Genomic DNA, 26,131 nt, shown 5'->3' with positions numbered 1-26,131 from the left:
CGAGCACGGCGGTTTCGATGGCCACACGTCCCCGGTCACCGGCTCGCTCGAAACGCCGGCCGCCGGCTCGGCCCGGGTGCCGGCCCGCTCGTGGCCGGTCCGGCTCGCCCGGCCCTGGCGTCCTGATTCCGGCCCGCCAGGCGCCACCCGGCCCGCTCGGGCTGCCCATGTCCGGGATCCGGCTCTCGTAGCCCGGCCCGGCTCGCTCCCGCTGTCCGTGTCAGGGTTCCGGCTCTCTCGGGAGCGTCGGATCGGGCCGCCTTCGGGCTCCCGGTCATCGGGCAGGGCCGGGTTGCGGCTTGTGGCCGCCGGATCGGGCCGGGTTTCCGGCTACTCGGGAGCGTCGGACAGGGCCGGGCTCAGGCTTGTGGCCATACGGCCCTGATCCGGTTTCCGCCGGGGTCTCAAGCGCCGCCGGCCACCTCGGCCGGCGGCGTGGAGGGGTACGGCGAGCCGCCCACGCCACCCGGCCCCCATGACGTCAGGCGACGGGCCGGGCGCCGCCGTTCACGGGGCCAGGACGGGCGCGAGGCTCTTCTCGCCGTAGATCACGATGTGCTCGCCCACCTGCCGCCTGGACAGTTCCGTCCAGCCCTGCCGTTCGTAGAGGGCGAGAGCCGCTCCCTGGCTCATGGTCGTGTCACCCCGCAGCCTGGAGAAGCCGAGCATCAGCGCCCGCTCCTCCAGCTCCGCCAGCATCCTCGCCCCGAACCCGCGCCGCTGGTGGTCGGGGTGCACGCGCAGCCTGCACACCTCCACGGTGTCCTCGCCGAGCGGGCGCAGGCCGCCCATCGCGACGACGCGGCCGTCGACCTCGCCGACGAGGAACTCCCCTCCGCACCCCAGGTAGACCTGGTGGATGCGGGGGAAGTCGTCGTCGTAGTAGACCCCGTCGCCCGGGACGATGCCGACCTGGGCCAAGCACACCTGGTGCAGGGAGTAGATCGCGTCGAGGTCGGACCAGCGGTATCGCCGGATGACCAGAGTCATGCCCTGTTTCCCCCGATTCCCATGAGCTCGTAGAACTCCTGGAGGGCCGGGAGGTCCGTGCCTCCGTTGGCCTCCACGGACCTGGCGAACTCGACGGCGGGCCGGAGGATGAAGTCGGTGCGGTACTCGGGCTTGAGCCGGCGTGCCGCGTCGATGGCGACCTCCAGCGCCTCGTCGATGTCGCCTTCGATGAGTCGGCACTGCGCCCTGTCGAGCCTGATCAGCGTCTGGTCGAGGATGTGGTCGGAGTATTTCTCCAGCGCCTGTTCCAGCACCATGTCGGCCTCGATCGTCTGCCCCAGCTTGGTGAGCACGTCGCCCTGGTAGAAGTAGAGCTGGCGCTCGGTGTAGCCGAAGGCGATGTCCTCCTGCTCGTGGGCCTTCATGTGGGTGAAGGCGTTGCGCGCCTTCTGCAGGGCGCGCTTGGCCTGGTCGACCACTTCCTTCTTGCCGTTGTTGCCGGCCAGCAGCGCGAGCGCGCGGGCCTCGACGACCGGAGCCATGGCCTGTGCGACGCAGGGGGTGGCCCCGGCCAGGTCGCGGCTCTTCTTGGCGAGGTTGAGCGCCTCGCGGGCGTCGCCGTAGTAGAGCGGCACCAGCGACTCCCGGGCGGTGATCCACGCGCGCAGCGCGCGGTCGCCCGTCTCGTCGGCGGCGGTGCGCCCGGTACGGAAGAAGGCCCTGGCCAGCCTGTGGTCGCCGATGTTGATCATGATCATGCCGCTCAGCCCGGACAGCTGGGCGGCCATCCTGCACAATCGCTCGGCCAGGTCCGTCGGCTGGCGGCGCGACATGGCGGCGCGCACCGCGCTCAGCTCCAGCAGCACGTCGCACAGCAGCCGCAGCGGCGGTGTGCTGGTGTACTGCCGGCCGAAGCTGAGCGTGGCCTCCTCCCACTGGTCGAGCATCGCCGGCGAGACCGTGGCCATCACCAGCGTCTCGTCCATGCGCCGCCGGATGCCCTCCACGGCGCCGAGGATCTCGGCCGGCAGCTCGCCGATGGGGCCGGTGCTCGCCTTGTCCAGAAGGTTTAACAACGTCCTGCGCAGGACGTTCTCGTCTTCCTCCGCGGAGCCGCCGCCCGCCGTGCCGCCGCCGTCCCGGCTGAGCCACAGGTCGCGCGGCCTGGAGGGAAGCTCGGCTCTGTCGTCGTCGGCGCTGCCGGTGCTGCGCAGGCCCGGCATGCGGTGACCGTGACCGCAGATGCACGGGCCGTCGTAGCCGAGAGAGATCGGCTCGACGCGGTAGACGGTGCACAGGTAGTGCAGATACTCGGGTCCGGGCCGTTTCAGACCGCTCTCGTAGGCCGACAGCAGCGTCTCGCCGATGCCCGGCGCCGGCTTCTGGTCACGCTCGAACAGCGCGCGCACCTGTTCGATGACGTCGGCCAGCGCGATGCCATGGGCCAGGCGGTGCCCCTTGATCCTCGTCGTGCCGAACTGGGGACCACAGGTCTCATGGATCTCCTCGGCGATCTGAGCGCACGAGCGGCCGGTGGCCAGACCCTTCGCCCGGATCCGCCTGGCGATCTCCGTTTCCCTGTGCTGCCTGCCGGACATCCCGGCCCCTCTCTCTGAGCCGCAAGGCACCTGTACTGACGCAGAGTAGCGGGAGGGATGCACTCTGCCTCAAGAAAACTATGAACCATTAGTGACAGGAAGAAAATGGTCCCTTGAAGGTTACGGATAAGGATCGTCCTCCAGAGGACTGTTTCTTCCAACCCACGAGGGTCAAGGGCACTCCCGGAGGGGGGTCCGGGCTCGTTGACCCTTCCCATGGTCATGAGTCATCTTTCTCTCACCAGCAACGATTCGGCCAGAGGGAGGCGGAGAGGGTGGGCGACGACTTCGGGCACCTGGAGCGTTTGGTTTCCGAGCTCGATGCTCGCGGATTGCTCGCGAGGATGGTTCGGACGCACTCCGGACGCCTCTTCGTCAGGGTGATCAACCCGAACGCGACAAGTCTGGCCGAGAACGTCACCTGCCAGCCCTCCACTGGCGTGCCCGACTGGTACTACTGCTGGTCCTGGGGCGAACCCATGCACCAGGCCGACGATCCCGCGGGCGCGGCGACCAAGGTCGCGCGCGTGCTCGCCGCGGTAGGGGAGTGACCATGGCGGTGATCCGGGTGGGGCGCAGCCACCACGGCTCACCGTCCCGACCGCGGCCCCACGGGGCCGGCGGGGTGTCCGGTGCGGAGAGTCCGCCGTTCGCGGCGACTCTGGGCACCCCGCCGGTACCCGTGCACCTCCACCTGCGCGCGGGCGTGCGCCCGCACCACGATCTCGTACGGCACAGCGGCTCCCCCGAGGCGTGCCGTACGCGGAGAAGCGTCCTTCGGGTCCGCCCGCGGGACGGTCGGGGGATCCCTCCCGGAAACGGTCGGGACATGCTTCCGGGTGCGTGTCCCCTCCGAGTCGTCCGCCACCGGTTCGCCAGGCCCCGCCCCCCGCGGCCCCGGGGCCCGGCGCACCCGTCTTCCCCGGCGTGATGTGACGGCGACCGGCTCGACCGGCAGTAATCTTTTGGGGCGTAGTTGGTCCGTAGATTGCCGGCCGAGCCGCTTCCGGAGGGGGATTCACCTCGTGTTCCTGCTTGCCACGCCGACACCGTCGCCGACGCAGACGCCGACGGCGTCGTTCGACCCTGCTTCAGTGGTCAACGACATCAGCAAGGCATGCGAGAGCGACACGATCTTCTGCCAGGGCCTTCGTGACTTCCTGCCTGGTGGGGCGTGGGCTCCCATCCTCGCCAGCGTCATCACGATCGTCCTCATCCTCGTGCTCGCCGTGGTGGTGAGGAATCTCACCCACCGGCTCATCACCCGCGTCGTGAACCGGGCGACCGCCAGCGCCGCCATCACCGGTCGCCTGCGCAGGGGGCAGGCGACCGACGGCATCGACGCCCTGCTCAACGAGCGGCGCAAGCAGCGCGCCGAGACCATGGGCTCGGTCCTGCGCCACGTCGCCTCGATCGTCATCATGGGCACCGCGATCCTGACCGTGCTCGACCGGCTGACGATCCCCATCGCGCCGCTGCTGACCAGCGTCGGCATCCTGGGCATCGCCATCGGTTTCGGCGCCCAGGAGCTCGTCAAGGACTTCATCGCCGGCATGTTCATGCTGATGGAGGACCAGTACGGCGTCGGCGACGTCATCGACGCGGGCGCCGCCATCGGCACCGTCGAGGCGGTCACGCTGCGCGTCACCAGGCTGCGCGACGCCGACGGCCGCGTCTGGTACATCCGCAACGGCACCATCACCCGCGTCGGCAACGAGTCGCAGGGCTGGTCGCGCGCCTACGTCGATGTCCCGGTGGCCTACGACGCCGACGTCCCCGCCGTCCGCGACCTGCTCAAGCGGGTGGCCGACGAGCTGTGGGACGAGCCCGAGTACCGCGAGAGCGTGATCGTGGAGGAGCCGGCCGTCTACGGCATCGAGCAGATCTCCGACACCTCGGTCATCTTCCGCGTCTCGGCCAAGACGCTTCCGTCCAGGCAGGCCGAGGTGGCGCGCGAGCTCCGGATGCGCGTCAAGGCCGCGCTCGACGGGGCGGGAATCGCGCTGGCCGCGTGAGCGCTTACCTAGGAGAAACGTGGCCGGCAGACTGCCGCGCGTCTGTTCCGCAGCTGGGCGCCGTATCGGCAGTCCATCGGCCACGTTTCTCGTGAGTGTCGAAGGGAGCGGTCAACGTCCCTGACGTGACGGCGGGAGGCGAAGTCCCGCTGGAGAAGCGTGGGAGGACGGGCGGTCAGCGGTGACCGCGGTGGCCGTGATCGTGCATGCCGTAGAGAATGGATAGCCTGAGATCGTGACCGAGGGTTCGTTTTATGAGGCCGTGGGCGGCGAGGAGACCTTCCGCCGGCTGGTCCACCGCTTCTACGAGGGTGTCGCCGAGGACGCTCTGCTGCGCCCGCTCTACCCCGAGGAAGACCTCACCGCGGCCGAGGACCGGCTGCGCGGGTTCCTCGTCCAGTACTGGGGCGGTCCGAGGACCTACAGCGAGCAGCGCGGCCACCCCCGCCTGCGCATGCGGCACGTGCCGTTCGTCATCGGCGAGGCCGAGCGCGACGCGTGGCTCAAGCACATGCACGACGCCGTGCAGGAGCTGTCGCTGCCGGAGGAGCTGGAGAACCGCCTCTGGGACTATCTGGTGATGGCAGCGCAGAGCCTGGTGAACTCACCCGCATAACGGGCATGACACGCCCCATGGACATCCCCTGGTGGCGTGATGCCGTCGTCTACGAAATCTACGTACGCAGCTTCGCCGACGCCTCGGGAGACGGCGTCGGCGATCTGGTCGGGGTCAGGGAACGCCTGCCGTACCTCTCGGAGCTGGGCGTCGACGCGATCTGGCTGACCCCCTTCTATCCCTCCCCGATGGCCGACGGCGGGTACGACGTGGCGGACTACCGCGGCGTGGACCCGCTGTTCGGCACGCTGGCCGACTTCGAGGCCCTGGTGGCCGACGCGCACACCATGGGCATCAGGGTGCTGATCGACGTCGTCCCCAACCACAGCTCCTCGCTGCATCCGTGGTTCCAGGCCGCGCTGGCGGGCGAGGGACGCGACCGCTACATCTTCCGCGACCGGCCGAACAACTGGCAGTCCACCTTCGGCGGTCCCGCCTGGACGCAGGCGGCCGACGGCCAGTGGTACCTGCACCTGTTCGCGCCCCAGCAGCCCGACTTCAACTGGCGCAACCGCGAGGTGCACGAGGAGTTCCTCGACGTGCTGCGCTTCTGGCTGGACCGGGGCGTCGACGGGTTCCGCATCGACGTGGCGATGGGCCTGTACAAGGCGGAGGGGCTGCCCGACGTGGGCGACCAGTCGTTCACGTCGACCTCGCCGGTCTGGGGCAGGCCCGAGGTGCACGACGTCTACCGCGAGTGGCGCAAGCTGCTCGACTCCTACCCCGGCGAGCGGATGGCCGTCGGCGAGGTGTGGACCGACAGCGCCGCCGACCTGGCGCTCTACGTGCGGCCCGACGAACTGCACCAGAGCTTCAACTTCGCCTGGCTGCAGGCGCCGTGGTCGCCGACGGCGTTCAGGAAGGTCATCGACGACACCCTCGCGACCGTCCCGTTCGCGACGTGGGTGCTGTCCAACCACGATGTCGTACGGCACCGCACCCGTTACGACACCGCCGACCCCGGAACCGGACTCTCCAGGGCAAAGGCCGCATTGCTCGTCATGCTCGCGCTGCCCGGGTCGGCATATCTCTACCAGGGGGAAGAACTCGGCCTCCCCGAGGTGAAAGAAATTCCACCCGACGCGCGGCAGGACCCGATCTTCTTCCAGTCGGAAGGAAAGCTTCCGGGCCGCGACGGGTGCCGGGTGCCGATCCCGTGGTCGGGCACCGCCTCGCCGTACGGGTTCTCGCCGGACGGGGTGGCCGCCTGGCTGCCCCAGCCGCAGACGTTCGGCGAACTGAGCGTCCAGGCGCAGACCGGCGACAGCGACTCGACGCTGGAGTTCTACCGCAGGGCCCTGGCCTGCCGCCGCGACCTGGCGCGGACGATCCCCTACGAGCTCGAATGGCTCGACGCCCCCGAAGGGGCGCTGTTCTTCACCCGCGGACAGCTCACCTGCGTGATCAACTGCGGCACCGACCCGGTACGGCTACCGCCACACGATCGCGTCATCCTGTCGAGCGCCACCCTCACCGGCGACATGCTGCCACCCGACACCGCGGCCTGGCTGCACACCACCTGACCGAAGAACGGCCGGCCCCCTCAGGCCGGCCACCGGCCGATCGCTGGAGGCTCGCCGCCAACCCGCCTGATGCCGCCAGAACCGAGATCCCGACGCCCCTCCAGGTCCTCCAGGGGGCGCGGCGCCCTCAGGTGAGGTGGCGTCCCTGAGCGGGGGCGCGGCGCTCCTCGGATGAGGTGGCGCCCCCAGGCCGGGCGTGGCGCTCCTGAGTAAGGTGCGGTGCGATGCCTCCCAGGTGGCGTAGCGTCCCCCAGCGGGGCGCGGCGCCCCTCAGAAGAGGCGGCATCCCCCAGACCAGGCGCGGCACCCGTGAGCAAGCTGCAATGCGACGCCTCCCAACTGGCGTAGCGTCCCCCAGCGAGACGCGGCGCCCCTCAGGAAGAGGTGGCATCCCCAGACCAGGCATAGCGCCCTGAGCAAGCTGCAGTGCGACGCCTCCCAACTGGCGTAGCGTCCCCCAGCGAGACGCGGCGCCCCTCAGGAAGAGGTGGCATCCCCAGACCAGGCATAGCGCCCCTGAGCAAGGTGCAGTGCGACGCCTTCCAGGTGGAGCGGCGTCCTTCAGGTGAGGTGTGACGCCCTTCCGCTCGGAGAACGACACACCTCCACGTGGCGAGTGCCGCCCCTCAGGGCGTGGTGAAACGCCGGAGATAGGCCAGCTCGTCCTGCCGCAACCGGCGCGGCGCCGCGTTCTCCACGTCGTAGGCGACGATCACCGACCGGGCCCGCACATACACCTCGTCCTCGTCCCGAATCTCGTAGTCGAGCGTGAACCGTACCGGCCTGATCTCCGTCACCCACGTCTCCACCAGCACCGGGTCGGCCCGAAACGACAGCGGACGCAGATAGTCGATCTCGTGCCTGGCCACTACCAGGCCGCTGAACGTCTCCCCGCCCTCCTTGTGCACGTCGATGGCCAGCATCCCGAACCGCGCGTCCTCCAGATAGTCGAGGAAACGGACGTTGTTCACATGCCCCTGCGAATCGATGTCCGCGAAACGGACTGTCCGGGGGAAGACGTGCTTGCTTGCGTGAGCGAGGGATCGTTCAACCACGCCCACACCGTATAGGTCCGCCGCTCATGCCCCGACATCGGGCGGCCGTACCCCGGCCACCGGATCGAGCCGCCTGATCAGCACCACCGCCGCCTCGATCACCTGCCGCGCCTCCTCCTCGGTGTCACAGATCGCCACCTCCCTCGCCGCCTCCCCGATCACCGAGGTCAGCACCGCGACCGTGAGCCTGTCGATCGGCTCGGCGCCCGCGCCGAGCAGCACCGCGTTCTGCCGCAGCCACTGCCTTCCCCTGGTACGGCGCAGCAGCTCGAAACCCGGCGGCCCGTCGCCGTCCATGAACAGCCTGACCAGGTCGCGCCGATCCCACGCCCCTTCCAGATAGGCGCGCGAGCCGGTGACGAGCAGGTCGACGGGGTCGTCCACGCCGGACTGCTTCGCCTTGGCGACCCTGGAGGCCGACGCCTGCTCCTGGGCGACCTGGTGGTCCTCCCACAGCGCCGTGAACAGCTCGGCCTTACCGCCGAAGTGGTGATAGAGGCTGCCCACGCTCGAGCCAGCCCTGGTGACCACGTCGGCGACGTTCGCTTCGGCGAACCCGTGCTCGCCGAACACCTCTCGGGCCGCCTGCAGCATGACCTTGCGCGTCTGCGCGGTGCGGCTCCACTCCCACGCGCTGGAGGACTTGCGTGCCATGAGCACCATGCTAGGAAGGATCGGTCTTCAGGCGCCGCACGACGTGGGAATGCCCGGGGGCGCGAGGAGTGGCGGGGTCGAGGTCCGGTCCGGCCGACCGTCCCTGCGCTTCCCACCATGACGCTGCTGACCCGCCTCCGGCCGGAAGAGACCAGAGGCGGTCACGGCGGACAGCCGAGGTGGTCACGGCGGAAAGCCTAGAGGTGGTCACGGTGGGACGAGGCCAGGGATGGCCACGGTGCCGCGTAACGGCAGGAGGCCCGCGCGCCCGATGACCGTCTCCCTGGACAGGCGGCGGCTGGCGGCGGCGGGTGGGTGTGGGAGGGCGTGCCGTACGGGCCGGAGGGCGAGCAGCACCGCACCCCGCCGAGCCCGTGCGGAAACCCCAGACGTCAGGGGCGGCCGGGGACGAACGAAGCCCCCTCCGGGAGCACCGATGTGTCGCGGAGGGGGCTGCCGTCTGGCCGCTGGATCAGTCGCGGTGGAGCTTGCGGTAGGTGACGCGGTGCGGGCGGGCCGCATCGGCACCGAGGCGCTCGATCTTGTTCTTCTCGTAGTCGGCGAAGTTGCCCTCGAACCAGAACCAGTTGGAACCCTCTTCCCACGCCAGGATGTGCGTGGCGATGCGGTCGAGGAACCACCGGTCGTGGGAGGTGATCACCGCGCAGCCCGGGAAGTCGAGCAGCGCGTTCTCCAGGCTGGACAGGGTCTCGGTGTCGAGGTCGTTGGTCGGCTCGTCGAGCAGCAGCACGTTGCCGCCCTGCTTGAGGGTGAGCGCGAGGTTGAGCCTGTTGCGCTCGCCGCCCGACAGGACGCCGGCCTTCTTCTGCTGGTCCGGCCCCTTGAAGCCGAACGCGGCGATGTAGGCGCGCGACGGCATTTCGACGTTTCCGACCTTGATGTGGTCGAGACCGTCGGAGACGACCTCCCACACGTTCTTGTTCGCGTCGATGCCGCCACGGCTCTGGTCGGCGTAGGAGATCTTGACCGTGTCGCCGACGGTGATGGAGCCGGTGTCGGGCGTCTCGCTGCTGGTGATCATCCGGAACAGCGTGGTCTTGCCGACACCGTTGGGGCCGATGATGCCGACGATGCCGTTACGCGGCAGGTCGAAGGTCAGGCCCTCCATCAGCAGGCGGTCGCCGAAGCCCTTGGTGAGCTCGTCGGCCTTGATCACCGTGGTGCCCAGACGCGGGCCCGGCGGGATCTGGATCTCCTCGAAGTCGAGCTTGCGGTACTTGTCCGCCTCGGCGGCCATCTCCTCGTAGCGCTGGAGACGGGCCTTGCTCTTGGTCTGGCGGGCCTTGGGGTTGGAGCGGACCCACTCCAGCTCGTCCTCCAGGCGCTTCTTGCGCTTGGCGTCCTTCTGCCCCTCGACCTTCAGCCGCTGGGCCTTGGCCTCGAGGTAGGTGGAGTAGTTGCCCTCGTAGGGGTAGGTGCGGCCACGGTCGAGCTCGAGGATCCAGGTGGCGACGTTGTCGAGGAAGTAGCGGTCGTGGGTGACGGCCAGCACGGTGCCCGCGTACTTCTCCAGGTGCTGCTCCAGCCACTGCACGCTCTCGGCGTCGAGGTGGTTGGTGGGCTCGTCGAGCAGCAGCAGGTCGGGCGCCTCGAGCAGCAGTTTGCACAGCGCCACCCGGCGACGCTCACCACCGGACAGCTTGGTCACGTCGGCGTCCGGCGGCGGGCAGCGCAGGGCGTCCATCGCCTGCTCGAGCTGGGAGTCGAGATCCCATGCGTTGCGGTGCTCGAGCTGGTCCTGGAGCTTGCCCATCTCCTCCAGCAGCTCGTCGCTGTAGTCGGTGGCCATCTGCTCGGCGATCTCGTTGTAGCGGTGGAGCATCGCCATCGTCTCGGCGACGCCCTCCTGCACGTTGCCGAGGACGGTCTTGGACTCGTTGAGCGGCGGCTCCTGCTGAAGCATGCCGACGGTGAACCCCGGCATGAGCTTGGCGTCGCCGTTGGAAGGCTGCTCCAGGCCGGCCATCATCCGGAGCAGCGTCGACTTACCGGTGCCGTTCGGGCCCAGCACGCCGATCTTGGCTCCGGGCAGGAACGACAGGGTGACGTCGTCGAGGACAACCTTGTCGCCGTGCGCCTTGCGCACGCGCTGCATCGTGTAGATGTACTCCGGCATGCCTTCTAGCTTAGGGCGTGCGCGAACCGGCTTCCGCCGTACTGGCTGGGCGATCTCCATGCAGCCGTACGGCGGGCGCGTCGCCTGACCAGCTAACCGTTCAGCCACGCGCCGACGAGGCGCTCGACGCGAACGCTGACCCAGGCCCAGACCTCCGCCGGCGAGTACCCCAGACCGGCCGCGACCGCCAGACCTGCGCAGACGACCATCACGAGCAGGAAAAGCCCCGAGAAGGATCCGGAAGTCCTGGGCAGTGTGGGCCATTCGTCCGTCAACCGCCCCCGGGACGCCTCCGACTGCCGCTGCCACGACCACTCCTGCTCCTGCCGACGCGATCGATACGCGGCCTCTTCCAGGTGGTCGTCGTAGTACATGTCCCTCCCCTGTCGTGGTCGGCGTGACATCTGTTAGATGCCGACATAACCGAGAGAGTTCATGTGATTACGTGGAGTGCTCACTTGTTCGGGTGTGCCGGAACCGGCCTCCGCCCGTCACCTGCACACGAAAGTCCCTGCGGACCGGGAATCGTCACCAGCGGGTTAGCCTGCGACTCCGCAAAACTCCGGGGTCTGAGGCCAGTCCGCGAAATCCCTTGCGCCGCCCGCCCGTGACCCGTGGCGTCGAATCAGCCTGCCGACCCCAGGAACGGTAGGCCGCGGAGTCGACCGACAGACCCCGGGCATTGGATCCGGCCGCTGGTCCCGGACCTTGGACCTTGGACCAGCCGATGGCACTCAACGGATCAGGCTGCGGGAGGTGGGTCCATGAGGGTGGTCGGCGGGGGGTCGATGAGAGTGGGCGGCGAGTCCACTGGAGCGGACGGCGGCGCCGGCTGCACGGCAGGGATGCAGATGCGGTCGCGGCCCAGTTCCTTGGCCCGGTACAGCGCCAGGTCGGCGGCGGCGAGCAGTTCGATCAGGTCGTCGCCGTGGATGCTCATGATGGCGACACCCGCCGAGATCGTCACGGTGATCAAGGCGTCGTCGACGGGTACGGCCATGCGGCCGATCCTGCTGCGCAGCCGCTCGGCCACTCTGCGGGCCTCGGTGATGTCGGCGCGCGGCAGCAGGACCACGAACTCCTCGCCGCCGAATCTGCCCACCACGTCGTAGTCACGCAGCTGACTCCGGAGCGTCGCCGCCACCCCGATCAGCACCTGGTCGCCGACCAGATGGCCGTGCTTGTCGTTGACGCGCTTGAAGTGGTCGATGTCGATGATGAGGAGGGCCAGCGTCTCTCCGGTACGGCGGGCCCTCACGATCTCGGTGTCGGCCTCCCGCTGCCACGCCGCCGCGTTGAGCAGCCCCGTCTTGGGGTCGGTACGGGCCGCGGCCTGGAGCTGGGCGTGGAGGAGGCTGCGTTGCAGCAGGACGACAGGCGGCAGCGCGAGCGCCAGCAGCGCCAGGTTGAGCGCGCACGCGATCGCCACGATCACACCGAGGCACAGCTCGACGATGTCGAGGATGGCGCTCTCCCTGTCCCACAGCACGTCGCGCCAGCGGGTGTCGGGGTCGGCGGTGTGGGCGGCGATCGCGATGAGCGTGGTGTTGAGCACGGCGAACAGCACCGCGCATCCCACCGCCAGCATGATCGGCGCACCCGCGCCCTTGGACAGCACCGCCATGTCGGGCACCAGGGTGTGGAAGACCACCGAAGCGGCGCCACCTGCCAGGCCGATGGCCGCCGAGCTGAAGACCCTCCGATAGAGCACCGTCGCCCTGACCCGAAGCTGCATGAGCATCTGCAGCAGGATCGGCGCCAGCAGCGCGTAGATCGGGGGAAGCAGCAGCGCGACGGGCAGCCACCACGCCGACAGCAGGTCGCGGGAGACGCCCGCGGGCATGCCGAGGCGTCGCGTCGCCTCGATGCACACCGCGCCGCATCCCATCAGCGCGGCGAACATCAGGACGTCCGACCAGCGATAGGGGCCGGAAACCGCGAAGAACGCGATGGCCACGAGATCGAGCGCGACGATCCCGCAGAGGTAGGCAACGAGGGGCCGACGCTGCGCCAGCAACGGCCACCGGCCTGCGAGTGTGGACACACTGTCACGAGGCTTGATCGAGGTGTGACTGGTCGCTGCCATCTCGCCCCCTCTCCGACTAACGATGTGTAACACAATAGTTGCGGAGTGTGCGTCGCGCGACGGGAACCGCTACCTTGGGCAAGGTGGCCATCTGCGTCTGGTGGCCCGGGAATGGAACCGCTCACTCCGCGGGCGGGCCGTGCTGGAAAGGAGCAGCCATGGTGCGGGGCGTGACCTGGACCTGACAGATGCTCTAGCCATCTGACACGGAACACCATCGGCCAACCCCTCTCAGCGGCTCGCACTGCGACTCGCGACGCCACTGAACGGCCGGTGCCCCCCTCCACCTCCCGACATCCTCTCTGCGTACGGCTACGCCCACCGCGACCTCGGTTTCGCAGCGCACGTCCCGAAATCCGCGAGTATGGCCGCGTCCTTCCCGGAGTCCGCCCGCGCTGCAGCTCTCGCGGATTGCTCGGCTTCGGCCCGTAAGTCCTCGATCACCTTCCTCCCTCGTCGGCATACGGCGACTGCGTATTGCGGCCGACATCAGGAGACCCCGTCCAAGCCCCCACGGCGACGTCAGCACTCATGACGGCGACTCAACGGGAGTGACGGCCTGCCCGCGGCAGCGCCGGTCGACCTGCTCCCCTCGCCTGTGGTCCCGAACCGTAGAGGCCATGAACGGCCCATCGGCGAAAATCGCGCCGAGTCCCGGCGTTCGTATCCATCCGCAGAACCCCAGAAGTTCGCACCACCCGTAAACCCCGGGCCCGCAGAACCGCCAGGAATTCGCATCAACCGCAGAACCCCGTGCGCTCCTATCCCCACGCAGAACGCCCGGCAGCTCATCCACCGCAGGACGCCGGGAATCGAATCCATCCGCGCAACGCAACGCACCGCTAGCCATCTCCACCCTCATCCGACGGGGCCGTCACTCGAGGGCCTCAACGGCTTCGGCCCCAGTCGGGCTGCGGCCCCAGTCGGGCTGCGGATTCGGTCGGACTGCGGATTCGGCCGGGCCGTGGATTCGGCCGGGCTGCGGTGCGGTGAAGGGTGTCAGGCCCGAGGCGCACTCGGGCCTGACACATGAGGCCGGATGGGTGTCAGGCGGCCTTGGCGCGGCGGGCGCGGCCCGTCGGCGCTTGGGGGGCGTCATGAGGGTTCAGGACGCGCACCTTCCCCGCCCCGGCGGGGTGGCCCTCGCCCGGATCCGTCCCGGGCTCCTCCGAGGGCGAGTCGTCGCTCTCCCCCGGCGTGAGCGTCGTCGTGTCCCCATCGGTCGAGGCGACAGCCGAACCGGGCCTGCGCCCGGTCCCCCGTGCGGATCCGGCCCCGGAGAGGGAATCAGCGCCGGTCCTGGAGCCCGCCTCGGACCCTGACTCGGGCAGGGCGTCTGGTGCGGAGCCCGATCGGAAGCCGGCCTCGAATGCGGACTGCGAGCCCGGCCCAGAGCCGAACCCGAACCGGGAATCGACAGACTCAGCGCTGGAGACGGAATCCGGCCCCGAGACAGCGTCAGGCCCGGAGACCGGCTCTGCGGCGATGCCGGCGCCGGTCTCGGCGAAGGCAGGACCCAGGCCAAGGCCAGAGGCAGCACCAGGACCAGGACCAGCGGCAGGGGCGAAAGGCCAGCCCGCCACGTCGTCCCGCGCCGTCTGCTCCGCCTGCCGTTCGGAAGTCTGCTCCGTCTGCCGCTCGGAAGCCTCCTCCACGTGCCGCGCGGAAGTCTCCTCCGCGTCCCGCGAGGCAGCGGGCCGCCCGTGGAGCGCGCGGGCGGTCGCCGATCCCGACATCGCCCAGTCCTGCGTGGACTCGTCGAGGCTCTCCCTCGTCTCCCTGCTCAGGGTGCCGATGCCGCCCGAGCGTTCGGGCTTGGAGAAGGCGCCGACGCCCCAGCGCAGGTCGTGGCCGATCGAGCTGGCCTCGATCTCGGGCATGAACCTGCGGTCGCCCTCGGGCCCGAACTCCCTGATGCGCAGCTTGCCGCACACCACGACGGGATGCCCTACCTGGAAGGACTGGGCCACGTTGTCGCCGAGAGTGCGCCAGCAGCGGACCGCGAAGAACACGGTGTCGCCGTCGGACCACTCCTGGGTCTTCCTGTCGAAGAAGCGATGCCTCGTCGCCACCCTGAGCGAGGTCACCCGCGCCCCGTCGGCGAAGGCGTGCTGGCGGGGCGGGGCTGCGACATTGCCGGTGAGCGTGATGTAGATGTCGTTCATCGTGCCTCCCGTGGAGCGGGCCGGGTGCCCGCTGCTTGGGGACACGGTGTCGCGCGGGAGTGGGTGGCCGGCGGGCCGAGCGTGGTTCTGGGGACGAAGGCGCCGGGGCGCGACGCCGCTGTGGACAACGGAGCGGCGGGACCCTCGAAACACCACCACGAACCCGGTCGCTAACGATGCCTGTTGACGGCCGCGGCGACGAGCTTGGCCGCCCGATCGGCGGTGGCGTAGCCGGGCCGCCGGGCCGAGACGTTGATGACCACCACGACGTTCGACAGACGGAAGGAGATGTAGCTCTGGTATACCGGGAGCCCGTAGGGGCTCCGCCGGGTATAGCTCAACGCCTCGTCGCCGACGTCCGGCCCCTTGCGGAGCTTGGTCCCCGGGTTCCGTTTCGGCTCGTCCTTCATCTGCTCGACCATCTGCTTGTGGTAGAGGCCGGCCGCCGAGGCGCTCGGCAGGCGGAACGCCGTGACGTGCAGGTTGGCGCCGTCGGCCTTGCTCCAGCTGCAGGAGGAGTCGCTCCAGAACTGGCGCTTCATCGCACCGCCGAACAATGAGCGCGTCTGGTTGCTGTTCAGCAGGTCGCACGCCTCGAAGTCGCGGGCGATCAGCGGGGTGGCCGCCGCCGTCGGGAGGAACTTCGGCACGGCGGAGTAGGTGACAGGTGGCGCGAGCGCGTAGCCGAGGATCCGGATCACGTTCGGGAACAGGTAGGGCACGATCACCACGCCCACCACCACGGTCATCACCAGCGCGAGCGCGGCACCGATGAGGACCCTGCTGCGCAGGCGTCGAGACGGGCGTCCCGGCGCGGTCCGCCTGCGGCGCAGTGCCGGGCTGGTCGTGGTGTCGTCCCGCGAGAGGGCTTCCAGCCAGCCGGCCGCCTCGTCGGCGGAGCAGCGGCCTGCGGGGTCCTTCTCCAGGATCGCGGCCAGCACGGGGGCGAGCGGGCCGGCCAGCCGGAAGGGGGTGGGCTCCTGCATCAGCACGGCGGCCAGCACCGCGGCCTGGTTCGGGCCGGCGAACGGCGCCACGCCCTCCACCGCCGTGAAGAGCGTGGCGCCGAGCGACCACAGGTCGGCGAGCGGGCCGTCGACCTCGCCGCGCAGGCGCTCGGGGGCGATGTAACCAGGCGAGCCGGTCAGCATCCCAGTCTGCGTGATCCCGGTGTCCCCGGCGATGGTGGCGATCCCGAAGTCGGTCAGCAGCACCCGTCCGTCGTCGGTGAGCAGGACGTTGGCGGGTTTGACGTCTCGGTGCAGGATGCCCGCCGCGTGCGCGGCCACCTCCTGCCGGAGCAGCTCGTCCATCGCCCGCCATACCGTGCCCATGCCACCCTGGCCGAGCTGCGACAACAGCCGATAGCGGCCCGCGACCAGCGTCACCGTGCCCTTCCCGCCGTCATGGACTTCGCGACCATCCGTCGCCCCCTGTCGATATCCGGCTGAGCACGGGCACATCAGATGTTAAGGGAACGGATCGTGGGCGTCAGTGAATACTGATCAAAAACGGCCGGGGCGTTCGAGCATCCGGAGGAGGGGGCAGCCGGGAACCTCAGCCCGACAGTGCCTTCATCGCCGTGTAGAACTCGTGGTGGCGGGCCAGCTCCCGCTCCACGGGCTCCACCACCATGGTCTCCGCGATGCCCGCGACCCGCCTGCGCATCTCCCGCTCCAGCCGGTCTCGCTCGTTCGCCGCCCCGAGCGCCACGAAGTTCCTGGACGCCATCGCGGACAGCGCCCCCAGTCCCAGGACCGAAGCGGTCATCAACCCCACCCACGGCAGCGTCGCCGCGTCACCGAACAGCGCGAACGGCTCGGGCAGCCGACCGGCGGAGAACACGCCGTACGCCAGCGCCACTCCCATCCACGCCAGCCCCGCGACGAAGGCGACGACGAGCAGGTACTGCCACAGCCGCAGCAGCCGCCACCACACCGGCACCTTGTCCAGCTGCGGCGCGACCTCCGACAGCTCGTCGGACAACGCCTCGGGCAGCTGCGCCGCGCGCGACCTGGCCGCGTGGTGCACGGCCGAACGCCACACCTCGTTCATCCCGACGGTGAGGCCGTCGCTCAGCGCCTGGACGGCGTTGTCGACCTCGGCCGCCTGGGCGCTGACCGACCCTCCGGCCAGCGAGCGGACCTCCTCGCGCAGGTCGCCGAGCTTGAGCGTCTTGAGCGGGTCTCCGCCGAAGGCCGCGCCGATCCGGGCGAACGGCCACGAGATCCAGGAGGCCGAGCGGGTGGCGTAGACGCTCTCCATGGCCTCGCCGACCGCCGGAACGCCCACCGCGTCGCAGAGCGCGTCGGTCAGCCCGACACGGCGGGCGGCGTCCACGGTGGAGGGCGCCGACAGGGCGGCGCCGACCGGCATGGCCTGGCTGAGGCGGCGTTCGACGCGGTCGACGTCCGCGTCGATGCGCTGGATGGCGGCCCTGCGCTTGGAGACGGCGTCGGCGATGACGCCCTTGAGGCTGTCGATGCCGCGGCCCGTGACGGCCGAGGTGGGGACCACCGACGGATGGTTGACGCCTTCGCGGCGCAGCAGGTCGTTGAGGTCGATGACCAGCTCGGCCACCTCCTCGGTGGACAGCCGGTCCGACTGGTTGAGCGCGAACACGGTGACCGCCTCGTGCCCGGCCAGTTCGGTGACGTAGCGGCGGTGGGTGGAGGCGTCAGCGTACTTCTGCGGGTCGAGCACCCACACCACCATGTCGGCGAGCCCGATCAACCGGTCGGCCTCAGGATCGGTGAGGGCTCTGATGGAGTCGTGGTCGGGCAGGTCCAGCAGGACCAGGCCGTGCAGCTGGCTCTCGCCCCTGTCGAGCGCGCTCGCCCTGGCGAAGCGGTGCCGCCACTGGATCTGCAGCCAGTCGAGCAGCGGCGCCGCGCCTTCCTGCCCCCAGACGCAGGCATGGGTGCGGGCGGTAGTCGGGCGGCGCACGCCCGTGGGCGACAGTTCGAGCCCCGAGACCGCGTTGAACAGCGAGGACTTGCCGCTGCCCGTGCCACCGGCCAGGGCGACCACGGTGTGGTCGGACGACAGCTTGAGCCGTTCGCCCGCCCTGGTGAGCAGGTGGACGGCGTCGGCCAGCAGCGTGGCGTCGAGACGCCCCTGCCCCAGCTCCACGACCTTGGACAGCGCGGCCAGCCTGGCTCCCAGGCCGGGCTTGGTGGTGGAGTAGATGCTCATCGTGCGACCTCGAGGTTGTACGTGGCCTGGTAGAGGCGGGTCGCGGCGGCCTCGTCCGGGATGCCGGCGGCGTCGAGCGCCCGCACGTACCGCATGGCCTCCTCGTCGAACAGCATGACGATCCTGGCGCGCAGGTCGCTGAGCGCCTTGGTGCTGATGCTGCGCAGCGCCTCGGCGCCCAGCAGGCTCCTGAGCAGCTTCTGGGGCAGCTCGTCGGCGCTGAACAGGCCCACCATGAAGATCAGCGCGAACGACTCGGCGCCGAGCGAGACGACCTTGGCCGACCGTTTGGTCACGCCGTCGGTGCGCAGGAGCTCGGTGACGTGGTCCTGCCAGGCGGCGACCGCCCGGCCGGTACGGCGGGCCAGCTCGTCCGAGGGCCGGTCGAGGCCCGCGCCCAGCTCCGTACGGCGCCGCCACCGCGCGCCCACCTCGTCAGCCGCCGCATGCGCGGCGGAGGTGATGAGCGACTCGATCGCGGTGCGGAGCGCGGCGCGGAAGGCGGTGATCCGCTCAGTCGGAACCGGTTTGCCCTTCTTGCGGAAGCTGCGGGTCAGGTCACCGGAGCCGGCGAAGTCCTGCCACCTGGCGCGTGCCTCGCCGCGCATGAGGCTGCCGTCTCGCACGGCGTTGTCGATGTGCGCGAGCGCGTCCGAGTAGGCGACGTCGACGTCGGTGCGCAGCTCGCCGCGGAAGGCCACCTGGCTCTCCAGGTGCCTGGCCAGCGCCGGGACGCGGGTGCGGAAGCTGTTGAGGACGCCGTTCAGCGTCTCCTGGACGGCCTGCGCCCGCCGTTCCTCGTCGACCGACAGCTCGGCCAGCCACAGCCGCAACTCGGTCATGTCGCCGTGGGGCAGCCTGCCGTCGGTGACGGCCGACTCCTCGATGACGAACCGCTCGACGTCGCCCAGGCCGTACTCGGTCAGCATCCGGACGAAGTGCTTGAGGACCACGTCCTTGGTCTTGGGCTGCACGCGCGAGAGCACGATCGCGATCCTGGCGGCGCGCTCCTTGGCCAGGCGCAGCAGGTTCCACGCGGGGGCGTCGGCGTAGCGGGCGGCGGTGGTGACGAAGACCCACAGGTCGGCGGCGTCGAGCATGCGGCGCGCGATCTCGTGGTGCTCCTCGACGACGGAGTCGATGTCGGGGGTGTCGAGCAGCGCGACGCCCTGCGGCAGCCGTTCGGTGGTGACCAGCACGAGGCTGTCGGGCGCGGCCTCCCTGCTCTGCCGCTCGATGCGCTGCAGGCCCGCGAGCAGCTCGCCGTCGGCGAACCAGCCCTCGTCGTCGGGGTGGCAGGCGAGCACGGGGATGCCGGTGGTGGGACGGCGCACGCCGGTCCGGCTGACGTTCTTCTCGGCGAGGGTGTTGACCAGCGTGGACTTGCCCGCCCCGGTGGAGCCGGCGACGACGATCAGGGCGGGCGCGGTGCTCATCCGCACCCTCGGCAGCACGTAGTCGTGCAGCTGCGTGAGGATCTCGGTCTGCGCCTTGCGCGCCTCCTCGGCGCCCGGCAGGTCGAGCCCGAACCTGAGGCCGGCGACGGCGTCCCTGAGCGCGTCCAGGGCGGCGGTGAGCGCCTGCGCGGCGGCGTCGGGCAGGTCCTCCTCGACGACCCTCCCGGCAGCCTCGTCCTCTTCCACTGCGGTGCCGTCACCGAGAGCAGGCTCGTCATCGAGTACGGCAGAGCCGTCGCCGATGGCCAACTCGTCGTCGGCCACGGACCCGGCCTCGGAGTCGCTTTCGACCACGAGCTCGTCGTCGGCCACGGACGCGACCTCGGCCATGAGCTCGGGCTCGGCCGCAGCGTCGGTGTCGGCCACGGCCTCGGGACCGGCCCCGGCTTCAGGGTCGGTTACGGCCTCGGACTCGGCCACAGCTTCGGGATTGGTCCCGTCCTCGGGATCGGTTGCACCCTCGAACTCGGCGACAGCCTCCAAACCGGTCAGAGCCTCGTAGCCGGTCCCGCCGTCGTAACCGGTCCCGCCCTCGTAACCGGTCTCGCCCTCGGGATCGGCTACGGCCTCGGACTCGGTTTCCTTGCAGTCGGTCGCCTCGAGCTCGGTCACAGCCTCGGGATCGGTGACGACCTCGAAGTCGGCCTCCGTCACCGAATCGGTTTCGGTCAGGGGCTCGGCGTCGAACGCCGGCTCAGCCTCGGTCGTTGGCTCATCCGCGATCTCGTCGGTCGTGATGGCCTGGGAGGCGGCGGTCCCGCGCTCGTCGAGCGTCTCGTCAGCGGCAGGCCTCTCGCTGACGGCTTGGTCGTCGGCAGCCACCTCTTCGGCGGAGTTCTCGTCCCAGAAAGCACCGTCGGCGACCACCTCGCCGAGGGGAGTATCGCCAGCGGGCGTCTCCCCGGCGATCGTCTCACCGAAGGGACTGTCACCGGCGAACGCCTCACCAAAGGAGCCCTCACCAGCGAGCACCTCGCCGACGGGTGTGTCGTCGGCGGGGGTCGCAGCGGCAGGGATCTCGCCGGCGGGTATCGCGCTCGTGGCGGCCGCGCCGATGGCAGGAACGTCGTCAGCCATGGCCTCGCCGCTGGCGGGCGTCTCGAGGCTGGTGCCCTCGCCGGTGGCGATTGCCTCGGCGGTGGCCTCCCCGATGTCCACCGCATCGGGAGCGGCGAGGGGGGCCTCGGCCGGAACCAGGCCGGTAGCCGAGGCGGCCCCAGCGGGCGGCCCTTCGGCGGCGGCCGAGTCGGTGGCCGTGGACTCCTGGCCGGGGACTTCCTCAATGGCAGGCTCGCCGACAGCTGGTGCCCCGATGGAGACCTCGGCAGGCCGCCACTCGGCGATGCCCGGGTCAGCCGACAGGGACTCGGCGGGGTACTCGGTGGTGGTCGGGTCTGCGGCGCCAGGCCTCACGACGCGGGCGGCACGACGATCCTCCGCGGAGCCGGATTCCTCCTGGAGCTCGGACGCGGCGGGATCGGGCTCGCCCCCTGGACCGAACGCCCGCGGCCGGGCCCGGAACGCGTCGAACTCCATGGGGTGCGCCGACTCATCCAGGCGCGAAGCCGCCCGCGATGCCGGGGGCGCAGCCGGGTGCGGTCCCGGCTGTGATCCCGGGTCCGAAGCCGTAAGCGATTCCGGATGCGCAGCCGGAGGTGATCCCGGGTGTGACGCCGGACGTGCAGCCGGGGGCGATCCCGGGTGTGATCCCGAATGCGCAGCCGGGGGTGATCCCGGGTGAGGCGCCGAGGGTGGGGCCGGGCGGGACGGGCTGAAGGCGTCGAAGCCGTCGGAGATCGGTGCCAGCTTGTCGAAGGCGGGCTCGGCGTCCAGGGTGGCGTGGTCGTCCGCCCGGGGCAGGTCGTGCCGGGCGGGACGGGCGAAGGCGAAGAAGGTCTCCCCCGCCGCGTTCTCGTGGTCGTCGGCGGCCGACGCGTCATGGGCGTCCGGCGGGGAGGGCGGCGGCGATGCCCCGTTCGCCTGCCGTATGTCCGCCTGGTCGTCGGCCGCGCGGTCGGGACCGTCGTCGTCCCTGATCGCGCGGAAGTTGAGGGTCTGCTCCCCCAGGGACTCGGGGGCGTCACCAGCCGATCTCACGGCACGCGCTCCGCTCGAACCATCTCGACCTCCTGGCCGATCCGCACGACGTCGCCCACGATGACGATCGCCGGTGGCCGGATCTTGGCCGCTGCCACCCGGTCGGCCACGGTGGAAAGCGTGGCCGTGACGGCCCGCTGGGTCGGAAGAGTACCGTCCTGTACCACCATTACGGGAGTTTCCGGCGAACGTCCGTCGCGGATCAGCGTTTCCGCGATCGAAGCGATACGTTCGACGGCCATCATGAGCACCAGAGTGCCTGACGAGCGGGCCAGTCCGGGCCAGTCGACGGTGGACTGCGGATGGTCGGGCGCCACGTGCACCGAGATCACGTGGAACTCCTGGCTCACCCCTCGATGCGTGACGGGCACGCCGGCCGCGGCGGGCACCGCGACGGCGCTGGTGATGCCGGGCACCACGGTCACCGGGATGCCGGCGCGGGCGCAGGCGAGCATCTCCTCGCCGCCCCTGCCGAAGACGTAGGGGTCGCCGCCCTTGAGCCGGACGACGAACCTGCCCTCGCGGGCGTGCGAGATCAGCAGCTCGTTGATCTTCTCCTGGGAGAGCGACCTGCCGTAGGGCACCTTGGCCGCGTCGACCAGCTCGACGTCGGGAGCCAGCTCGTCGAGCAGGGCCCGCGGCGCGAGCCGGTCGGCCACGACCACGTCGGCCTGGGCGAGCAGCTGGCGCCCGCGTACGGTGATCAGCCCGGGGTCGCCGGGCCCGCCGCCGACCAGCGCGACGCCGACCGGTTTGGTGCGGTTGCGGCGCGCGTCGACGGTGCCGTCACGCAGGGCGCTGACGACGGCGTCCCTGATGCCCGCGGCCCTGCGAGGGTCGCCGCCCGCGGTGATCGCGATGGAGATCTCGTCGACCTTGCCGCTGGCGGGTGTCCACGCGGCGGAGGCGTCCTTGTCGTCGGCGCGCACGCACCAGATCCGCTTGGCCTCGGCTTCGGCGGCGATGGCCGTGTTGACCGCCCTGTCGCTGGTGCAGGCCTGGACGAGCCAGGCACCGTCGCAGTCGCCCACCTGGTACGGCCTGGCCTCCCAGGTGACGCGCCCCGCGGCGATGAGATCGTCGAGGGCGGGGGTGACGCTGGTCGACACGATGGTGATGTCGGCGCCCGCCTCGAGCAGTGCGGGAACGCGTCGCTGGGCGACCCGCCCGCCGCCCACGACGAGCACCCGGCGACCCGAGAGGCGCAGGCCGAGAAGGTAGGGGCTCATGTCGGCGGATCTCCCGTTCGCGAGGATTGGTATGTCAGGAGGCAAACCTACCGGGTCCGGATTACTAGGGCTGCTTCTCCGTGACACCCGCGGAGTCGAAGGTCGCCACCTCGTGCATCACCCGGACGGCGGCGCAGACCAGCGGGTGGGCGAGCAGTCCTCCGGTGCCTTCGCCGAGCCGCAGCTCGAGGTCGACGAGGGGGCGCAGGCCGAGGTGGTCGAGGGCGGCGGCGTGACCTGGCTCGGCGGAGCGGTGGCCGGCCACGCAGTGGTCGACGACGGCCGGCGCGAGGGCGGCGGCGGCCAGGGCGGCGGACCCGGCGATGACGCCGTCGAGGATGACGGGCACCCGCGCCGCGGCGCCGCCGAGGATGAAGCCCGCGATGGCGGCGTGCTCGAACCCGCCGAGGGCGGCCAGGATCTCCAGGGCGTCGTGCGGCAGGACGGCGCCGCTTCCTTCGGTCTCCGGCACCTCCGGCGCGGGGGTGAGGCCGTTGACGCGCAGGCCCTCGCGGACGACCGCCACCTTGTGGGCGTGGGTGGCGTCGTCGATGCCGGTGCCGCGCCCGGTGACCTCGGCCGCGTCCTTGCCGGTGAACGCGCAGACGAGCGCCGCCGACGCGGTGGTGTTGGCGATGCCCATGTCGCCCGTGATCAGGCAGCGGGCGCCGTCGGCCACGAGGGAACGGGCCACCGAGATGCCCACCTCGATCGCCTGGACGGCCTGCGAGACGGTCATCGCCGGGCCGGCCGACAGGTCGGCGGTGCCGTAGCCGACCTTGCGGGAGAGCAGGCCCTCGGCGGCGGGCAGGTCCGCGGCGACGCCCACGTCGACGACCGTGACCGAGGCGCCGACCTGGGCGGCGAAGGCGTTGGCGACCGCGCCGCCGGCCAGGAAGTTGCCGACCATCTGCAGCGTCACCTCCTGCGGCCAGGGGGAGACGCCGCGCGCGTGGACGCCGTGGTCGCCGGCGAAGATGGCCAGCGCGGCGGGCTCGGGCATGGGCGGCGGGCAGGTGCCGGCCGCGCCGGCCAGCCGTACCGCGACCTCCTCGAGGGCGCCGAGGGAGCCCGGCGGCTTGGTGAGGCGGCTCTGGTGGGCGCGGGCGTCGGCGAGCGCGGCGGCGGAGGCGGGCGTGATCTGGGCGAGCACGTCCTGCAACGTCATGCGGAGACCCCCTCGGCGAGTTCGAGTGCTTCCTCGTACCGGTCGATGACCACGTCGGCGAGCACCTCGCAGTCGCCGATCACCTCGGCGCAGCGGATGTCGAGGTCGGGGTGACCGGCTCCGTAGGCGAGTGCCTGCGCCCAGACGCGCTCCAGCATGCCGCCGGCGAACAGCAGGTACGGCACGACGATGACGCGGCGGGCGCCCAGGCGGCGGCAGCGTTCGAGACCGCCGGGCACGCCGGGCGGGGTGATGGAGACGAAGGCGGTCTCCACCGTCATGAAGTCGTAGGCGTGGGTCTCCCAGAACAGCCGCGAGACGCGGTGGATCTCGGCGTTGGCGGCGGGGTCGGTCGAGCCCTCGCCGACCAGCACGACCGCGGTCTCGGCCGGCTCGATGTGCTCGGCCGGCTCCTCGACGGGGATGGAGGGCACCACGCGCAGGCGGGGCTTGACGTCGTCGAGGGAGCGCAGCCTGGGCATGTCGGCGGCGGCCTCGGCCAGCCGTTCGGCCAGCAGGGACAGCACGCGCGGGTCGGGCCCGAGGGGACGCCCGTGGTCGTACATCAGCGTGGGATGCCGTTCCTGCTCCAGCGCCATGGCCGCGGGGAAGTCCTCCATGCGGCTGAGGCTGAGCGGCAGCGTGACCAGCCGGTGGTGGCCCCTGGCCACGAGGGAGGCGACGGATTCGCTCAGCATGGGCTTGGCCTTGGCAAGGTAGCCGCCCGAGACCTCGGCGGAGCTGTCCTCCAGGCGGCAACGCAGCCTGTGGACGAACCTTCCGAACTCGGCGGCACCTGTGTCGTCGTGCGAGCCCTGCCCGATGAGCAGCAGCGGCGGCTTCATGAAGGGGATCTCCACGCCTGTGACCTGGGGTTTATGTAGACAAGACACGCGAGGATATCCGATGCGCGCTGGTCATGCACAGATCACTCTGCGTGCGTGCACGACGAAGACGGGGTCCTCGGCGGCCAGCGCGTGGGCGCCGTCGGCCTGGACGACCAGCCGCGATGCCTGGATCTGGGTGCACTCGGCGCGGTAGCCGTGCTCTTTCAGCCGCTGGAGGACGGCGGGCACCTGCTCGACGACCTTGAGCGTGCAGACGAGCCTGGAGGGGACGCGGGCGGCACAGGCGACGATCACGTCGGCGCCGCCGCCGCCGACGTAGACCGCGTCGGGATCGGGGAGCGGCTCGAGCGCGGGCGGGGCCTGGCCGCGGGTCAGCGCGACCTTGACACCCTGGCGGATGACGTTGGTACGCAGCCGGGCGCAGGCCTCGTCGTCGCGCTCGACGGCCATGACGGCGGCGCCGAGCCTGGCGCACTCGACGGCGATGCCGCCGGAGCCCGCGCCGACGTCCCAGACGAGGTCGCCGAGCCTGGGGCCGAGCTTGGCCAGCACGTACGCGCTCACCTCGGACGGCAGGTCGCCGCCGACGGCCCACTCGTCGGGTCCGGGGGCCGCCCCCGCCACCCAGGCGGGCTCGCCGGCGCGGTAGAGCGGGTCGACGACGAGGACGACGTCGGGATCCTTCCACGGCCTGGTGGTGGCCTCGCCCATGCGGCTGTGGGTGACGCGCTCGCCGGGCCCGCCGAGGTCCTCGCAGACGATGAGCGTGCGCGGTGTGGTGGGGGCCAGCTCCCTGGCGATCTCGGCGGGGCCGACGCCGGGGGTGACGATGAGCCCGACCTTGTGGTGGGCGCGGCAGGCGTTGACGACCCTGTTGAGCTGCCCCGGCCCCTCGGGCGCGACGATGAGCGCGTCCTCCCAGCTCATGCCCGCCCTGGCGAAGGCGCGCGTGATGAGCGAGCTGGCGGGGATGACGGCCGGTTTCAGGCCGTGGCCGCGCAGCGCGCGCACGACGCCGAAGAAGCCGGGGTCGCCGTCGGCGAGGACGACCGCGGGGCCCTCGCCCTGTTCGAGATGCTCGTCGAGGAGGGCCAGCAGCTCGCCGCCGGGGACGGGGAGCTTGAAGTGCCGCAGGACCCGTTCGGGACCGGTCACCAGCGTGGCCTGTTGCAGGCAGTCGGTCGCCCTGGCCGACAGCGGCGATCCGTCCCAGCCGATAACCGTGATCATCCGACTCACCGTCCTCCTGACCCAGTGTGTACGGCAAGCCGGGTCACGCGCCATCCTCCGTCCGGGGCGGGCGTCAGTCCAGGGACACGCTCCCCGGGCGCGCGTGG

General features: G+C 70.8%; 19 protein-coding genes. 4 read left to right on the top strand and 15 right to left on the bottom strand.

Annotation, left to right across the window (positions count from 1 at the left end; all coding sequences use genetic code 11):
- Positions 1–507 precede the first annotated feature (507 nt).
- Together ACWDLG_RS13740 and ACWDLG_RS13735 are read right to left on the bottom strand one after the other, a co-directional pair.
- The gene (locus ACWDLG_RS13740; protein WP_354915013.1) at positions 508–990 is read right to left on the bottom strand and encodes a GNAT family N-acetyltransferase; all 483 of its coding nucleotides are present in this window, start codon (positions 988–990) and stop codon (positions 508–510) included.
- Positions 987–2,549, bottom strand: coding sequence for an XRE family transcriptional regulator (locus ACWDLG_RS13735; RefSeq protein ID WP_449919524.1), 1,563 nt, complete (start codon positions 2,547–2,549; stop codon positions 987–989). The genes ACWDLG_RS13740 and ACWDLG_RS13735 overlap by 4 nt, the downstream gene beginning before the upstream one ends.
- 275 nt (positions 2,550–2,824) lie before the next feature.
- On the opposite strand from ACWDLG_RS13735, the gene ACWDLG_RS13730 reads away from it, so the two are divergent.
- The 4 genes from ACWDLG_RS13730 to ACWDLG_RS13715 all read left to right on the top strand — a co-directional run bounded on the left by ACWDLG_RS13730 (position 2,825) and on the right by ACWDLG_RS13715 (position 6,703).
- Positions 2,825–3,100 (top strand): hypothetical protein, encoded by a 276-nt coding sequence (locus tag ACWDLG_RS13730; protein WP_354915018.1) that lies wholly within the window; start codon positions 2,825–2,827, stop codon positions 3,098–3,100.
- Positions 3,101–3,574: 474 nt separating this feature from the next.
- Entirely contained in the window at positions 3,575–4,564 is a 990-nt protein-coding gene (locus tag ACWDLG_RS13725) for a mechanosensitive ion channel family protein (protein ID WP_354915021.1), read from the top strand.
- Positions 4,565–4,799: 235 nt separating this feature from the next.
- The gene (locus ACWDLG_RS13720; RefSeq protein ID WP_449919520.1) at positions 4,800–5,180 is read left to right on the top strand and encodes a globin; all 381 of its coding nucleotides are present in this window, start codon (positions 4,800–4,802) and stop codon (positions 5,178–5,180) included.
- 17 nt (positions 5,181–5,197) lie between these two features.
- Positions 5,198–6,703, top strand: a complete 1,506-nt coding sequence (locus ACWDLG_RS13715) for a glycoside hydrolase family 13 protein (RefSeq protein ID WP_449919733.1) — start codon at positions 5,198–5,200, stop codon at positions 6,701–6,703.
- A gap of 626 nt (positions 6,704–7,329) precedes the next feature.
- Here ACWDLG_RS13715 and ACWDLG_RS13710 read toward each other — a convergent pair.
- The 13 genes from ACWDLG_RS13710 to ACWDLG_RS13650 form a co-directional block, all read right to left on the bottom strand.
- Positions 7,330–7,758, bottom strand: a complete 429-nt coding sequence (locus ACWDLG_RS13710) for an acyl-CoA thioesterase (RefSeq protein WP_354915027.1) — start codon at positions 7,756–7,758, stop codon at positions 7,330–7,332.
- 24 nt (positions 7,759–7,782) lie between these two features.
- Positions 7,783–8,412 (bottom strand): TetR/AcrR family transcriptional regulator, encoded by a 630-nt coding sequence (locus ACWDLG_RS13705; RefSeq protein ID WP_449919517.1) that lies wholly within the window; start codon positions 8,410–8,412, stop codon positions 7,783–7,785.
- Between the two features lie 472 nt (positions 8,413–8,884).
- The gene (gene ettA, locus ACWDLG_RS13700; protein WP_354915033.1) at positions 8,885–10,549 is read right to left on the bottom strand and encodes an energy-dependent translational throttle protein EttA; all 1,665 of its coding nucleotides are present in this window, start codon (positions 10,547–10,549) and stop codon (positions 8,885–8,887) included.
- 92 nt (positions 10,550–10,641) lie between these two features.
- Positions 10,642–10,923 (bottom strand): hypothetical protein, encoded by a 282-nt coding sequence (locus ACWDLG_RS13695; protein ID WP_449919514.1) that lies wholly within the window; start codon positions 10,921–10,923, stop codon positions 10,642–10,644.
- A gap of 368 nt (positions 10,924–11,291) precedes the next feature.
- Positions 11,292–12,593, bottom strand: a complete 1,302-nt coding sequence (locus ACWDLG_RS13690) for a GGDEF domain-containing protein (protein WP_449919512.1) — start codon at positions 12,591–12,593, stop codon at positions 11,292–11,294.
- Positions 12,594–13,681: 1,088 nt separating this feature from the next.
- Positions 13,682–14,800: a single-stranded DNA-binding protein gene (locus ACWDLG_RS13685; protein ID WP_449919509.1), complete on the bottom strand. Its 1,119-nt coding sequence runs from the start codon at positions 14,798–14,800 to the stop codon at positions 13,682–13,684.
- Between the two features lie 170 nt (positions 14,801–14,970).
- Complete coding sequence (locus tag ACWDLG_RS13680) at positions 14,971–16,188, bottom strand: serine/threonine-protein kinase (RefSeq protein WP_449919507.1); 1,218 nt, start codon at positions 16,186–16,188, stop codon at positions 14,971–14,973.
- Between the two features lie 169 nt (positions 16,189–16,357).
- Positions 16,358–17,995, bottom strand: coding sequence for an ABC transporter (locus tag ACWDLG_RS13675; protein ID WP_449919505.1), 1,638 nt, complete (start codon positions 17,993–17,995; stop codon positions 16,358–16,360).
- Positions 17,992–20,988: a dynamin family protein gene (locus ACWDLG_RS13670; RefSeq protein WP_449919503.1), complete on the bottom strand. Its 2,997-nt coding sequence runs from the start codon at positions 20,986–20,988 to the stop codon at positions 17,992–17,994. The genes ACWDLG_RS13675 and ACWDLG_RS13670 overlap by 4 nt, the downstream gene beginning before the upstream one ends.
- 557 nt (positions 20,989–21,545) lie before the next feature.
- Positions 21,546–22,778, bottom strand: a complete 1,233-nt coding sequence (gene cobA, locus ACWDLG_RS13665) for a uroporphyrinogen-III C-methyltransferase (RefSeq protein ID WP_354915054.1) — start codon at positions 22,776–22,778, stop codon at positions 21,546–21,548.
- A gap of 64 nt (positions 22,779–22,842) precedes the next feature.
- Positions 22,843–23,946, bottom strand: a complete 1,104-nt coding sequence (gene cobT, locus ACWDLG_RS13660) for a nicotinate-nucleotide--dimethylbenzimidazole phosphoribosyltransferase (RefSeq protein ID WP_449919500.1) — start codon at positions 23,944–23,946, stop codon at positions 22,843–22,845.
- On the bottom strand, positions 23,943–24,806 hold the full coding sequence (locus ACWDLG_RS13655) for a sirohydrochlorin chelatase (protein ID WP_354915060.1): 864 nt from the start codon (positions 24,804–24,806) through the stop codon (positions 23,943–23,945). The genes cobT and ACWDLG_RS13655 overlap by 4 nt, the downstream gene beginning before the upstream one ends.
- Positions 24,807–24,863: 57 nt before the next feature.
- Positions 24,864–26,024, bottom strand: coding sequence for a bifunctional cobalt-precorrin-7 (C(5))-methyltransferase/cobalt-precorrin-6B (C(15))-methyltransferase (locus tag ACWDLG_RS13650; RefSeq protein WP_449919495.1), 1,161 nt, complete (start codon positions 26,022–26,024; stop codon positions 24,864–24,866).
- Between the last annotated feature and the right edge of the window lie 107 nt (positions 26,025–26,131).

Source organism: Nonomuraea sp. NPDC003727 (assembly GCF_053586935.1).
The sequence above is the reverse complement of the archived record's forward strand: the minus strand, read 5'-3'. Positions and strand labels throughout refer to the sequence as shown.

Bases quoted from the DNA above. Each gene is read 5' to 3' on its own strand.
- ACWDLG_RS13740 (WP_354915013.1), bottom strand. From the start codon at position 990: ATGACTCTGGTCATCCGGCGATACCGCTGGTCCGACCTCGACGCGATC.
- ACWDLG_RS13735 (WP_449919524.1), bottom strand. From the start codon at position 2,549: ATGTCCGGCAGGCAGCACAGGGAAACGGAGATCGCCAGGCGGATCCGG.
- ACWDLG_RS13715 (WP_449919733.1), top strand. From the start codon at position 5,198: ATGGACATCCCCTGGTGGCGTGATGCCGTCGTCTACGAAATCTACGTA.
- ACWDLG_RS13705 (WP_449919517.1), bottom strand. From the start codon at position 8,412: ATGGCACGCAAGTCCTCCAGCGCGTGGGAGTGGAGCCGCACCGCGCAG.
- ettA (WP_354915033.1), bottom strand. From the start codon at position 10,549: ATGCCGGAGTACATCTACACGATGCAGCGCGTGCGCAAGGCGCACGGC.
- ACWDLG_RS13695 (WP_449919514.1), bottom strand. From the start codon at position 10,923: ATGTACTACGACGACCACCTGGAAGAGGCCGCGTATCGATCGCGTCGG.
- ACWDLG_RS13685 (WP_449919509.1), bottom strand. From the start codon at position 14,800: ATGAACGACATCTACATCACGCTCACCGGCAATGTCGCAGCCCCGCCC.
- ACWDLG_RS13675 (WP_449919505.1), bottom strand. From the start codon at position 17,995: ATGAGCATCTACTCCACCACCAAGCCCGGCCTGGGAGCCAGGCTGGCC.
- ACWDLG_RS13670 (WP_449919503.1), bottom strand. From the start codon at position 20,988: ATGGAGTTCGACGCGTTCCGGGCCCGGCCGCGGGCGTTCGGTCCAGGG.
- cobA (WP_354915054.1), bottom strand. From the start codon at position 22,778: ATGAGCCCCTACCTTCTCGGCCTGCGCCTCTCGGGTCGCCGGGTGCTC.
- cobT (WP_449919500.1), bottom strand. From the start codon at position 23,946: ATGACGTTGCAGGACGTGCTCGCCCAGATCACGCCCGCCTCCGCCGCC.
- ACWDLG_RS13650 (WP_449919495.1), bottom strand. From the start codon at position 26,024: ATGATCACGGTTATCGGCTGGGACGGATCGCCGCTGTCGGCCAGGGCG.